General features: G+C 74.6%; 12 protein-coding genes and 1 pseudogene. 3 read left to right on the forward strand and 10 right to left on the reverse strand.

Going from position 1 to position 12,974, the window contains the following annotated elements:
• Nucleotides 1-241: pseudogene (locus A3Q37_RS37470) on the reverse strand (hypothetical protein); the annotation flags it as partial.
• Nucleotides 242-387: 146 nt separating this feature from the next.
• Entirely contained in the window at nt 388-900 is a 513-nt protein-coding gene (locus A3Q37_RS06300; protein WP_065478742.1) for a DinB family protein, read from the reverse strand.
• Between the two features lie 143 nt (nt 901-1,043).
• Between A3Q37_RS06300 and A3Q37_RS06305 the strand changes: the two genes are divergently transcribed.
• The gene (locus A3Q37_RS06305) at nt 1,044-1,949 is read left to right on the forward strand and encodes a Gfo/Idh/MocA family protein (protein ID WP_065479508.1); all 906 of its coding nucleotides are present in this window, start codon (nt 1,044-1,046) and stop codon (nt 1,947-1,949) included.
• Here the strand turns inward: A3Q37_RS06305 and lnt are convergent.
• The 4 genes from lnt to A3Q37_RS06325 all read right to left on the reverse strand — a co-directional run bounded on the left by lnt (nt 1,873) and on the right by A3Q37_RS06325 (nt 6,350).
• Nucleotides 1,873-3,624: an apolipoprotein N-acyltransferase gene (lnt, locus tag A3Q37_RS06310; RefSeq protein ID WP_065478745.1), complete on the reverse strand. Its 1,752-nt coding sequence runs from the start codon at nt 3,622-3,624 to the stop codon at nt 1,873-1,875. The genes A3Q37_RS06305 and lnt overlap by 77 nt on opposite strands.
• A 175-nt stretch (nt 3,625-3,799) precedes the next feature.
• A complete protein-coding gene (locus tag A3Q37_RS06315; protein ID WP_065478748.1) occupies nt 3,800-4,297 on the reverse strand; it encodes a nuclear transport factor 2 family protein in 498 nt (165 codons plus the stop codon).
• 95 nt (nt 4,298-4,392) lie between these two features.
• Entirely contained in the window at nt 4,393-5,262 is an 870-nt protein-coding gene (locus A3Q37_RS06320) for a universal stress protein (RefSeq protein WP_065478751.1), read from the reverse strand.
• 74 nt (nt 5,263-5,336) lie between these two features.
• Entirely contained in the window at nt 5,337-6,350 is a 1,014-nt protein-coding gene (locus A3Q37_RS06325; protein ID WP_065478754.1) for a ferric reductase-like transmembrane domain-containing protein, read from the reverse strand.
• A 228-nt stretch (nt 6,351-6,578) separates the two neighbouring features.
• Between A3Q37_RS06325 and A3Q37_RS06330 the strand changes: the two genes are divergently transcribed.
• A complete protein-coding gene (locus A3Q37_RS06330; protein WP_065478757.1) occupies nt 6,579-7,253 on the forward strand; it encodes a hypothetical protein in 675 nt (224 codons plus the stop codon).
• Between the two features lie 432 nt (nt 7,254-7,685).
• Entirely contained in the window at nt 7,686-8,306 is a 621-nt protein-coding gene (locus A3Q37_RS06335; protein WP_065478760.1) for a sigma-70 family RNA polymerase sigma factor, read from the forward strand.
• Between the two features lie 37 nt (nt 8,307-8,343).
• On the opposite strand, the gene A3Q37_RS06340 is transcribed toward A3Q37_RS06335, so the two are convergent.
• The 4 genes from A3Q37_RS06340 to A3Q37_RS06355 are packed head-to-tail and all read right to left on the reverse strand — an operon-like array spanning nt 8,344 to nt 12,695.
• Entirely contained in the window at nt 8,344-9,570 is a 1,227-nt protein-coding gene (locus A3Q37_RS06340; RefSeq protein ID WP_065478763.1) for an MFS transporter, read from the reverse strand.
• Between the two features lie 10 nt (nt 9,571-9,580).
• On the reverse strand, nt 9,581-10,807 hold the full coding sequence (locus A3Q37_RS06345; protein ID WP_065478766.1) for an ATP-grasp domain-containing protein: 1,227 nt from the start codon (nt 10,805-10,807) through the stop codon (nt 9,581-9,583).
• Nucleotides 10,804-11,958 carry a pyridoxal-phosphate dependent enzyme gene (locus A3Q37_RS06350; protein ID WP_107471500.1) on the reverse strand — a complete coding sequence of 385 codons (1,155 nt, stop codon included), beginning with the start codon at nt 11,956-11,958 and terminating at the stop codon, nt 10,804-10,806. The genes A3Q37_RS06345 and A3Q37_RS06350 overlap by 4 nt, the downstream gene beginning before the upstream one ends.
• Nucleotides 11,955-12,695: a class I SAM-dependent methyltransferase gene (locus tag A3Q37_RS06355; RefSeq protein ID WP_065478774.1), complete on the reverse strand. Its 741-nt coding sequence runs from the start codon at nt 12,693-12,695 to the stop codon at nt 11,955-11,957. The genes A3Q37_RS06350 and A3Q37_RS06355 overlap by 4 nt, the downstream gene beginning before the upstream one ends.
• Between the last annotated feature and the right edge of the window lie 279 nt (nt 12,696-12,974).

Consider the following 12,974-nt stretch of genomic DNA (forward strand, 5'->3'; position numbering starts at 1 on the left):
CGGCCGGAGGCGCGGGGGAGGGAGACCGGGCGGGCGGCCGGCCCGGATCCGGCACGACCTCCAGCCCCTCACGGGCGGGAGGCTGCACGATCTGCGGGGCCGCGCCCTGAGCCTCCCCGATGCCTCCCGGACCGGGGGAGGACGGGGAGGGAACGGTCCCGGGCGCCACCGAGACGCATCCGGAGACGGCGGTGACCGCCAACCCGACCAGGAGTTTCGCGGTGATTCTGGTTCTCTGCACCCGGCCAACTCTGCGGTGCGGCCCCGCCCCGGGGGCCCCGGAGGGCGGGTAATGGCCCGCACGAGTGACCCGGTCAGCACGGCGCCCCGCACCGCGCCGCCCGGGGCCACCGGCGTCCGGCAGTGCTCGCCGCCGACCCGGGGAGGTCAGGCCCCGGTGGCGCCGTCCACGCGCTCGCGCACCAGGTCGGCGTGGCCGTTGTGCCGGGCGTACTCCTCGATCATGTGCGTGTATATCCAGCGGAGATTGAACGGCTTGCCCGACGAGCTGAGCCCCTGGGAGAAGTCGTCCAGGCCGAACGCGGCGGCGCTCTCGCGCGCCGCCGTCATCTCCGCCCGCCAGACCGCCTCCGTCTCGGCCCAGGTGGTGGTCTCCGACACCTTGAAGTCCGCGTCCGGGTCCTCCTCGGTGGAGTAGAGGTCCGGCAATTCCTCGCCCGCCAGGATCTCGCGGAACCAGAAGCGCTCCACCTCGGCCAGATGCTGTACGAGGCCGAGCAGGGTGAGCGCGGAGGGCGGCACGGACGCCTCGCGCAGCTGGGCGTCCGTGAGGCCCGTGCACTTCGCGATCAGCGTCTCGCGGTGGTAGTCCAGCCAGCCCTCCAGCATGGGGCGTTCGGCGGCGTCGAAGGCGGGTTCCGGGCGTTCGGCAAAAGTCATGGGGTCATGGTGGCCCATGATCATGGGGCTGGCCAGGGGTTTTGCGGACGGACCGGCAGCAGGGTCCAAGGGGGCGGCGACGTATGCTGCCGGGGCGCGAACAGCCGCGCACCGCGGCCCGGCACGGCGACAGGGAGACCCTCGTGAAGATCGGTTGCATCGGACTCGGCGACATCGCGCAGAAGGCGTACCTGCCGGTGCTCACCGCCGTACCGGGGGTCGAACCGCATCTTCAGACCCGTACCCCCGCCACGCTCCACACGGTCGGCGACGCCCACCGCGTTCCGGCCGAGGGCCGTCACGAGACCCTCGACTCCCTGCTCGACGCGGGGCTGGACGCGGCGTTCGTGCATGCCCCGACGGCCGTGCACCCGCAGATCGTGGAGCGCCTCATCGACGCCGGCGTCGCCACCTATGTCGACAAGCCGATCGCCTACGAGTACGCCGAGTCCGAGCGGCTGGTGAACCTCGCCGAGGAACGCGGTGTCAGCCTCGCCGTCGGTTTCAACCGCCGTTTCGCCCCGGGCTACGCGCAGTGCGCGGAGCACCCGCGCGAGCTGATCCTCATGCAGAAGAACCGGGTCGGGCTGCCCGAGGCCCCCCGGACGATGATCCTCGACGACTTCATCCACGTCGTCGACACCCTGCGCTTCCTGGCCCCGGGCACCGTCGACCACACCACCGTGCGGGCCCGGATCGTGGACGGTCTGATGCACCACGTGGTGCTCCAGCTGTCCGGCGACGGATTCACCGCGATCGGCATGATGAACCGGCTGAACGGGTCGACCGAGGAGATCCTGGAAGTCTCCGGCCGGGACACCAAACGACAGGTCCTCAACCTCGCGGACATCGTCAACCACAAGGGGCAGCCCAGCGTGCGGCGGCGCGGCGACTGGGTCCCCGTGGCCCGGCAGCGCGGCATCGAGGCCTGCGTGCACGCCTTCCTCGACGCGGTGCGCCGGGGCGAGACGCTCAGCGCCCGGGACGCCCTGGCGACCCATGAGCTGTGCGAGCGGGTGGTCCGGGAGGCCCTGGAGCAGGCCGCCTGAGCGCCCGCAGCCCCTCGGCGGCGCACAGCGCGGCCAGCGCCGCGAACGCCCCGTACACCGGCCAGTCGCCGAACCGGCCGTAGAGCGTCTCCGCGCGCGCCAGCGGCAGGTCGAACACCTCCGCCGCGCTCGCGTCCGTGGCGAGCGGGCGGCCCACCCGCTCGCCCTCGGGCCCGTACGCCGCGCTGATCCCGGTGAGCGTGGCGTGGACCATCGGGCGGCCGTTCTCGGCGGCCCGCAGCGCCCCCAGCGACGCGTGCTGGGCCGGGGCCCAGCTGTCCTGGAACGTCGAGGTGGCGGACTGCGCGACGAGCACCTGCGCGCCGTCGCGCACCAGCCTGCGGCTCATGTCGGGGAACGCCGTCTCGAAGCAGACCAGCGGGCCGATCCGCAGCCCCCGTGCCCCGTCCGGCAGGGTCATCACCACCTGGCGGTTACCGCGCAGCCGGTCCTCGCCCGCCGCCTTGCCCACGGAGGTCGCCCACCCCAGCAGGGAGCGGGCCGGGACGTACTCGCCGAACGGGACAAGTCGCATCTTGTCGTAGCGGTCCCCGGTCGGCCCGTCGGGGCCCACGAGCACCGCCGACTTGAAGATCCCCGACCGCCCCGAACCGTCCGTCTGCCGCGCGTCCACATTGACCAGCAGATCCGCGCCGACCAGACGGGACAGCTCCGCCAGCCGCCGCGCGGTCTCCGGGTTCTCCCACGCCCCGGCCCCGATGCTGCTCTCGCCCCACACCACGAGGTCCACGCCCCGGCCCGCCAGCGAGCGGGTCAGCTCCTCGCCCCGGTCGAGGCGGCGCGCGACGCTCCCCGGCCCCTCCACGATCCCCGGCTGCACGACGGCGATCCTGACCGTGCCCGCGCTCTCGGGCCGGGGCGCCCAGGCCCACATCGCGGTGACGGACAGGGCGCACACCAGGAGCACGACCCCGGCGGCCGTACGGGCGGCGGGAGCGGCGATCAGCAGCGCCACACCGGTGTTCACCGCCAGCACTAGCAGGCTCACCAGCCACACCCCGCCCACCGAGGCGACCCGCAGAGCGGGGGAGACCTCCCACTGACTCGCCCCGAGGAGCCCCCAGGGCCCGCCGAGCCCTTCCCAGGACCGGACCAGCTCGATCAGCAGCCACCCGGAGGGCACGACGACCACGGCGGCCACGGCACGCCGCGCGGAGGGGGAGCCGCCGAGCAGCCGGGCCACGAGCAGGCCCCAGGGGGCCCAGAGCAGCCCGAGAAGGGCGGCCAGCAGCACGATGAAGACATGGAGGCTCGGCATCAGCCAGTGGTGCACGGCGATGACGAACCCGATGCCGCCGATCCACCCGTCCAGCGCCGCCCGGCGCGGCGTGTGCGCCGTACGGATCAGCGACAGCCAGGGGATCAGCGCCACATAGGCGAACCACCAGAGCCCGGGCGCGGGAAAGGCGAGCGCGGGCAGCGCCCCGGCGAGCAGCAGCGCACCGGCCCGGGTCCAGGGGGAGGCGAGGCGGCCGGCACCGGGGGAGCCCGGGCCGCCCGTCGTGGACCCGGCGCCGGTCGTGCTGCCGCTGGGCGTGCCTCCTGCGGGCGTGCCGTCGTCGGCGGAGCTGCCGCCGGGCGCGTCGGCGCCGCCGCTTCCGGAGGTGTCGGCCGCGTTCCGGCCGACCGGGAGACGCCCGCCCCGGATTCGCATGCCGTGCCCTCCTCGGTCCTGCGCGGGCGGGCGATCGCCCCCGCCGCGTCGACCCCTGGATACCCAGTGTGGGGGAGGTGATCCCCGCCGGACACAGGACGCGGGCCGAGCGGGGCACGGCGTACGGCCCCGGGGCCGGGCGTCGCCCGGCAGGTGCGCAATTCGACGACAGGCTCTACGGACCCGGGGCCCGGCGCCACTTCTCGTGGACGGTGACCGTGCGGATCAGCCAGCCCGGCTCGGCGCGTTGCAGCGCGAAGGTGTACCGGCCGCCGGTCACGAAGTCGGGCGTGGCGCCGCCGGGCTGCCCGGCACCCGCCGCGTCCGGACCGTCCGCCGACTGCCGGGCCAGGCACATCGGATTGAGGTAGTCGGCCCGCACCTCGGCCCGGTCACCGGTGTAGCCGCCCAGGTCCTCCAGGTCTATCCGGCGGTTGACGATCAGGTGCTGGCGTACGGGGAAGAGACGCATCGTCTCCTCCAGCCACCGGGCCACCTCCTCGGCCGGGCCCTCCACGCCGCCCGCGCCCCGGTAGTCCGCGCGGCCGTCCGGGGTGAACAGGGCGCCGTAGTCCGCCCAGGCCCCGTCGTCGACGGCCACCGCGTACCCGGTGATCACCGCATCGATGGCAAGCCGGTCCATTACGGTCGCGAGCGCCACACGCTGTGTCATCGGTCAAGTCTCGGTCAAGCCGCCCGCCGGGCCAAGAGGCCTGCGCCGACCTGAGCGCGGGCCATCTCCCCCCGGTGCGCGCCGGGGGAACGGTCTCAGCAGGGGACGACGGCGACCGGACCCAGCGCGTGCGTGACCGTCGTCTGCGCCACCGGGGACAGCCCGAGCCCGAGCGACTCGCCGCCCTTGCGGCGGCCGATCACCGTCAGGGCCGCCGTCGCCGACGCGGTCACCAGGGTGCGCGAGGCGGAACCGTTGACCGGCTCCCGGACGATCTCCACCTGCGGATACTTCTCGTGCCAGCCCGAGGTCAGCTCGGCGAGCGTCCGGGCGGCCGACCCCGCCGCCTCCTGCCGGTCAAGCACCGGACCGCCCGCGAGCATCGAGGAGAACATCGTCCAGCCGTGGACGATCCGCAGCCGCGCGCCCGGCCGGGAGGCCGCGGTGGCGAAGGCGAACTCCAGGACCGCCTCGCTGCTCTCGTCGGCGGCCACCCCCGCCACGATGTCCGTGAAGGCGTCCGCGTCCGCGCCCCGGTCGTCGTCCCCCTCGGGGCGGTCGTCCTGCACCACGACGACGGGACAGCTCGCCATCGACGCGGTGGCGAGGCTGTTGGAACCGATCATCAGCGAGCGGAAGCCGCCGAGCCCGCGCGATCCGACCACGATCATCGACGCGTCCCGGCCGAGCGAGACCAGGGCCGCCGACGGGAAGTCCAGCGGGGCCAGCGTCGACGGCCGCAGCTCCGGGGCGATGAGCGCGCTCCGGCGTACGGAATCGGCCAGCAGCGCCTCGGCCTCGCGCCGCCCGGTCTCCTCGTCGACCTGCCGGGTGAGCGGGCGGACATGGACGATCAGCAGCGGCAGCCCGCGTCGCACGGCTTCTCGGGTGGCCCAGTCCAGCGCCTGCCGGCTGTGCGTGGAGCCGTCGACGGCGGCGATCACGGGAAGATCGTTGGTGGTCATGCCTCCGAGCGTACGTCGCGGGCCGACGGCGCTCGTCCGTGGTGGCGGACGGCCGCTCGGTCGTGTCAGCAGGGTCAGTCGTGGTTGTGGGTGGAGGAGGTGTCCTCCGGGGGCACGCTGCGCCCGCCGTCCCTGCCACTGGCCACGACGGCGACCAGCGCCACCACGACCGCCACCACCGCGAGCCGGCCGCCCAGCCGCAGCGCCCATCCCGCACGGGCCCCGGCGGTCGCGCCGGGCCGGCCGGGCAGCTTCTCGGAGCGGCGGGCGGGCCGCAGCAGCCGTAGGAGCAGCAGCGCGGCGATCGGGAGCTGGAGCAGCCAGACGGTGGTGCGGAACCAGCCGTCGTACCAGACGTTGGTCCCGTACAGCAGGGTGTGCCAGACGCTGAGGACGTAGACGAGGATCACGAAGCGGTGCAGGACCCGCCAGGTTCTGGGGCCGATGCGGTGGCGTACGTAGAAGAGCAGCCCGAGCGGGATCGCGAGGTAGAGCGCCGCCTGGCCGACGGGGATGGCGATCCGCCCGGTCCCGGAGTCGTAGCCGCCGGGGACGAAGGCCTCCACGAAGGCGGTGGCGACGGCGGAGTTCCAGGCGGCCGTGTCGTGCCGGACCAGTTCGGCCGCGAAGAGCAGGGCGTGGGCCGCGATCAGGGCGATGGTGTTGAGGCTCGTCGTGCGGTGCAGGCGCTCCAGCCGGGGGCCCGACAGCGGCAGGCGGGAGGGGCGCGGGCCGGACAGCATCAGCCCGAGGATGACCGTGCCCCAGGCCCAGAGCAGGGCGGACCAGCCGAACGCCTGGCTGAGGAAGTACATCCAGAAGCCGCCCGCGTCGGCCATGAACGGCATCACGGTGACCGTGGAGGAGGTCTTGTTGCGGATGCGTATGTAGAGCAGGACGAAGACCGCCGCGGTGATGACGAGCGCCACAAGACCGTCGGGCCACGAGTCCCGGAGGTCGGAGCGGAGCGTCGGCCGTCTCGGCTCTCCCGGCCGCCGGGGCCCGGGGACCTGACTGTCGTCGGGCGCGGTGCTTTCGGGTGTCTCGGCGGCCGCTGCCGGTTCATGGGCGGGGGGCGGGTTCGTCATGCGGCCTCTTCGGGGCGGGGATGAGGGGGCGGACGCGGCGGCCCCGGGCCACGAGGCGTACGCAGACGCGTTGTTGGAGCAGTCGGGCGGCGGAAGGGGAAAGTTCCCGGCGCTACCATGTGACATGGATCACAGATGGTGCTGGTGGGGCAAACGAGGTGAACTCCCCCTGTTTCGGCATCTGGTGCTCTTCTCGCCGGGGTGGGTACGGCTGGCACCATGGCTGCCATGGGAGCCGGAACCGCACTCCGACTCGGGCGCACCGCGCTGTTCGCGGTCGTGTGCGTCGCCGTGTCCGGGCTCGGCCATGCCCTGATGTCCGGCGCGCCCCTGCCTCTGCTCGTGCAGGCCGCCGCGCTGCTGCCGGTGTGCGGGGCGGGCTGGTGGCTCGCCGCGCGGCAGCGGAGCGCCCCGGCGACCGTCGCCGCCCACGTCCTGGGTCAGTTGGGGCTGCACGCCTTCTTCTCCGGTGCCGGATCCTGGCTGCCGTCCGGAGCCGGCGCGCACCACGCGGGCGGTGGACACCACGCTTCGGGGGCGATGGGCCACTCCGCGCACGAGGTCCCGATCGGCGGCTCGTCGGATCTGATGGGGCTTCTGGCCGCCTTCGACGGAACGGCGTTCACCCTCGGCATGGCCGCCGCCCACGCGCTGGCCGGGCTGGTCTGCGGCTGGTGGCTGTGGCGCGGCGAGGTCGCCGTCGCCCGGCTGGGCCGCTGTCTGGCCCTGTTCGTCCGCGCCCCGCTGCGGACGGCCTGGCTCCTGTGGTCCGCGACGCCGCCCGCCCCTGCGCCGCCCGCCCGGCGGCGCACCCGCCGCCGGGCCGGCCGCCGCCTCCAGGACCTTCTCGCCCTGCACGCCATCTCCCGGCGCGGGCCCCCGCTCTCCCTCCGCTTCCGCTGACCTCCATCCGCCCTCCGGCCTCTGCGCGCCGGAGGCGGTACGGGTGTGTGCCCCCGCGCACACCCCCGTGACAGGCATGCCGGTCCCCCGGGCCCGCCGCTCTCGGCGGCGCGTCCGGAACGGAACCGGTCACCGGAGCCGGGCGACCGCTGCCGCGGCTCCGCAAGGACGCGAAGGACTGCTGTGACACTTCCTGCTCCCGCACTACCGGCTGCCCCCGCACAACCCGTTGCTCCCGCGCTATCGGCTTCCCCTGCACTACCGGTTGCTCCCGCACAACCCGTTGCCCCCGCACCACTGGTTGCTCCCGTACAACCGGTCGCCGCGCAACGCGCCGCGAAAACCGAGGCCGTGCCTCTGGCCGCTGTACGGTCACCTGCCGCCGCGCCGTCGGCGGGGGCGGCGACCGGCCCCCGGCCGCCGGTCCTCCGGGTGGCCGTCACCCGGCCGCCCCGGCCCCGGGTCCCGGCCGCCCGGCAGAACGACGGGCAGATCACCGACTGGGCGCTGGCCGCGGGCGGCGGGGACCGGGAGGCCGCCGACCGGTTCGTCCGGGCGACCTACGAGGACGTCCGCCGGTTCGTCGCCTACCTCAGCTCCGACGCCCCGGGCGCCGACGACCTGGCCCAGGAGACCTACCTGCGGGCGATGGGCGGACTGGCCCGGTTCGCGGGGCGGTCCTGCGCCCGGACCTGGCTGATGTCGATCGCGCGGCGCGTCGTCATCGACCGGCACCGGGCGGCCGCCGTACGGCCCCGGACCGCCGACACCGCGGACTGGCAGACCGCGGCGGAACGCGCCCAGCCCCGCCATCTGCCCGGATTCGAGGAGTCCGCTGCGGTGCTGGACGCCCTGCGCCGATTGGACCCGGCCCGCCGCCAGGCCTTCGTGCTCACCCAACTGCTGGGCGCGTCCTACGAGGAGGCCGCGGCCGCAGCGGGCTGCCCGATCGGCACGGTCCGCTCCCGCGTGGCGCGGGCCCGCCGCGAACTCGCCGGACAGTGGCGCGCGGAACCGGCCGAACCCGCGCCCGGCGTGTCCGGCGGATCGTGACCGTCGCCACGACGTCCGGCACGCCCCAGGGTGTGCCCTAAGCGGCGCCTGCCCGGGATCCCTCGGGGTCCCGGGCGGTACGGCGCCGGAGCAGGAACACCGGCAGCAGCAGGCACTGGAGGCAGACCGCCGCCCAGAACCCCCGCGCCGAGCCCGCCGCCTCCGCCGCCCCGTACAGCTGACCGCCCACCACCCCGCTCGCGAACGCTCCGATGCCCGCCGCCAGCCGCTGCCGCCCGAACACGCTCGCAGGGGCGGCGGACGAACGGGCCAGCGCCTCCAGGTCGTTCTTGAGGAAGAGCACGATCTCCCCGAGACACAGCAGCGCCCCGCCCACCGCGATCCCGGCGTGCCCTCCGGCGCCGATCGCCGCCATGCCCGCCGCCATCGCCCCGAACCCCCACCGCAACGCGGCCGGGTAGCCCATCGCGGCGACCCGTTCCGCCAGCAGCGGCTGGGCGACGACGAGGAGGGCCGCGTACCCGGTCAGGACGGCCCCGTAGAAGGCGGCGGATGTCCGGGGGACCGCGTACAGCGCCAGGTAGTGCTGGAAGAACATGAACGCGTACACGCTGAGCACGGTCACCACGAACGGCGAAGGCCCCGGGCGCGGCGCGTCCGGAACCCGGTCCGGGGCAGCGGCCCGTGTCTCCTCCCCCCGGTCCGCCGCCCCCGGCGGCAGCAGCGCGTGCCCGGCGCCGACGAGCGCGAACAGCACGGTGACGCAGGAGAACAGCACCCCGGGCGCGCCCATGACGAGGGGTGCGGCGGCCGGAGGGCCCAGCGCCATCCCCGCGTTGAACGCCGAACCGCTCGCCGACAGCAGCCGCGGGCGGGCCGTCTCCGGCGCGCCGTCCACCAAGTACGCCTTGTTCGCCGGGAGATACAGCGCCGCGCCCGCCGACACCAGCAGCAGCGCCCCGACCGCGAGGACCGGACTCGTCAGCCCGGGCACGAACGCGGCGAACCCCGCCGTACGCAGCGCCAGCGCCAGCAGCATCGCGCGCCGCAGCCCGATCCGCCCGGTCACCGGCCCCGCGACCGCGCCCCCGGCGAACTGGATCAGCGAGGCGACGGCCAGCACGAGGCCGACCGTGCCGAGGTCCAGGCCGAGCCGCTGGTGCAGCAGCACCGACATGTAGGGCAGCACGGCGAAGCTGCCCAGCGTGATCAGGAACGAGCCCGCCAGCAGGAACCGTTGGGGACCGGTGAACGGAAGCCGTACGCGGGAACCAGGGGGCACCTTCGCGCGCAGCGGCCTCACCGCCCCGGGCTCACGGCTCGTCCGCGACGACGACCGGGCGGACCCGCACGGCCGCGCTCCACGCCCGGTGCTGGGCCAGCTCCGCCGTGTGCCCCTCGGCCAGCACCATGCCCGTACAGCCCCGCTGGTCGCCGACGTGGACCACGCTCTCGCCGGGCTCGCGCACCGGGAACCACTCCACCGCCCCGGGAAACGCGGCGAGTTCGTCGAGCCCGAGCCAGCCCTTCAGCACCCCGGGCCGCTCCGCGTACACCAACACGAAGCCGTACGCGGGGCCTTCGCCGTCGAGCGAGGCGTCCAGAAGTGCCGGGCGGCGGCCCAGAGCCTCGTCCATCATGGCCGTGTAGACGTTGGTCCGCAGCGTGCGGCACAGCACCTCGCCGACCAGCGCGCCGCCGATCCTCCGGTTGATCTCGACGAGTTCGGGCCCGTCGGCCGTCAGGATGAACTCCACGTGGGCGAAGCCCCGTTGATGCCCGGCCGCCGCCAGGACCCGGCCCGCCCACGCCTCGATCCCGGCCCGTTCGGCCTCCGGCAGCGCCACCGGGAACGCCGCCGCCTCCTCCCGTACCACCGCGGCCCGGGACGTCTGGCGGCTCAGCACCCCGAGCAGCCGGGTGGTCCCGTCCCAGCTGACGGTCTCCGCGCTGTACAGCGGACCGGCGAGGAACGCCTCGGCGAACAGCGCGCCCGCCAGGCGCTGTTCACCCGCCTCCGCCAGCGCCCGGTGCAGGGCCTCCTCGTCGTGCACGATCCACACATCGCGGGACGAGGTGCCCGCCGAGTCCTTCAGGACCGCGGGCAGCCCCACTGCCCGCAGCACCTCCCCGGCGCCTTCGGGACCCGGCGGGACGACCACGGCCGTACTGCGGCTCAGCCCGTGTGCGTGGAGCGTCTCCCGGACCCGGCGCTTGTCCCGCAGCAGCGCCACAGCCTCCGGATCCGGTCCCGGGAGCCCGAGTTCACGGGCCAGGTCGGCGGCCGGCAGGCTCCAGGTGTCCGTCGTGTTGATCAGCCCGGCCAGGTCCGGCACGGCGGCCAGTGCCCGGCGGACGGCGTCCTGGTCCCAGGTGTCGACGTCGACGACGTCCAGCGCGTCCGGCGGCAGCACCGCCAACTCGTGCCGGTAGACCGCGCGGTCGCCCGTCAGCAGGCACAGCCGGTGCCCCGCCTCCGCGGCGGCCTCCGCCATCCGCCCCAGGCCGAAGGACAGGGACTCCAGTGCGACGATCGTCATGGCAGCAGCTCCACGCTCGGTACGGGGGAGGGGACATCGCCCTCATCGGTCCTGGCGGCCTCCGGAGCGGCGCGCCCGGCCCACTCCATCACCGACCACGGCGGCCGCAGTTCGTCCGGCGACGCGATGGTCCGGGGCCGCAGCCCCGCCGGGTCCAGCGCCTCGGCATGCCGGGCGAACACCCGTTCCGCGTAACGGTGTCCGGTGTCGGCGCCCAGCACCAGATGCAGCCGCCCGGGATCGCGGGCCGCCTCCCAGGAGGCCGTCAGATGGGCCGCCCCGGTGGAGAGACCCGCGAACACGGCGTGTTCCCGCAGCAGTCCGACCGCCCCGGCCATCGCATGGCGGAAGTCCAGCCAGTGGACGGTGTCGTACAGCTCGTGGCGGACGTTCCCGAACGGGATCGAGCTGCCGATGCCCGCGATGATCGCCTCCGGGTCCTCGAACCGCTCGCTCCCGAAAGTCACACTGCCGAACGGCTGGATGCCCACCAGCCGCACCGGCCGCCCCGACTCCCGCAGCGCACGCGCCAGTCCGCCGGTCGACGCACCCGTGCCCACCGCGCCGACCACGGTCAGCGGGCCTTCCGGCAGCGCCCCGGTCAGCAGCTCCGCGAACTCCCGGTAGCCCTCGTGGTGGACCCCGTCGTGGTACTGCCGCATCCAGTGGAAGTCCGGCCGCTCGGCCAGCAGCCGGCGCACATGGCGTACGCGCAGCTCCTGGTCCAGACGCAGGCTCTGCGAGGGCGGCATCGCGTCGACCGTCGCGCCGAGGATCTCCAACTGCGCTCGCATGGTGGCGTCCACGGTGGTGGAGGCGACGATGTGGCAGCGCAGCCCGTAGCGGTGGCAGGCCATGGCGAGCGCCAGCGCGTAGATCCCGCTGGAGCTGTCGACCAGGGTCTGCCCGGGGACCACCCGGCCCCGGCGCAGCAGCGAGCGGACCGCGCCGAGGGCCGCGTACACCTTCATCGTCTCGAAGCGGGCGAGGACGACGTCGTCGGTCAGCCGGATCAGGTCCGGGGTCTTCATGGCGTCGGTGATGTGGCGGTGGACGGTGGCGGCCGGCGTGGTGGCGGTGCGCGGAGCGGCGTCCGCCCCCGGCACGGGCGTGGTGGCGGTGCGCGGACGGGCGTCCGCCCCCGCCCTCACTTGCGCCGCCCGCGCACGATGAGCCGGTCCGAGCGCTGGTCGTAGCCGGATGCGTCGAACCCGCCGAAGCACTCCACGTCCGTGAAGCCCGCGCTCTCGAAGAGGGCGTGCAGCTCGGCCGCCGAGTAGAGCCAGGAGGTGATGGAGGCGGTGCGGGCCGTCGTGCCGCGCACCAGCGTCCAGTCGGTGCGCAGCCGCCGCCAGCTGTCGAGGACGGTGTCACGCTGGACGACGTAGGAGCCGTCGGGCAGGTCGACCGCCTTCGGCCGCCCGATCCAGCCCGCCAGCACCTCCTTCCCCATCACGTCCACCAGGAGCTGCCCGCCCGGCGCGAGGCTCTCGTACGCGTTGCGCAGCACCTGGAGGTTGTCCTCGGCCTCGTCGAAGTAGCCGAACGACGTGAACACGTTCAGGATCACGTCGAAGGCGCCCGGCTCCCGGTACGTGAGCATGTCGGCCCGCTCCAGCCGGACCGCGGCGCCCGCCGCGTCGCAGGCGGTACGGGCGCTCTCCAGCATCGACGGGGACAGGTCGACGCCCGTCACCTCGTACCCGCGGCCCGCCAGCGGCACCACGAAGAGGCCGGGCCCGCAGCACAGGTCCAGGACTCTCGTGCCCGGTGGGAAGTCCAGCAGCGGGGAGGACGCGACCAGGGCGGCGGCGGACTCGGCCCGTGCCGGTGGGAACATCGTCGGCGCGAAATCGGACCAGAGCGCGTCGTCCTCGTACCAGTGCATGCCTCGCGGTCTCCTCCCGGGCCCGGGGCCCCGTGGGTGTACTGCGGCGGTCACCCCGGCGGCCGTCCCGTCGCACCGGCCGCCGCTCGCGTCACCGGGAGGGCGTCCGCACCCGGCGTCTCTCCAGTAGTCGGCCGCCCCGGTGGGGAAGTTCCCGCGTAATCACAGGCCGATGTCCTGCCCGGGCCTTCCTCGTGATCACCGGGCGACGTGATCACGGGACGACGCCAGGGGCCCGCTGCCGGAAGCCTCACCGGCGGTTCCCGGCCGGTGTGCAGG

Origin of the sequence: Streptomyces sp. PTY087I2, assembly GCF_001687325.1 — a bacterium.
GTDB lineage: Bacteria > Actinomycetota > Actinomycetes > Streptomycetales > Streptomycetaceae > Streptomyces.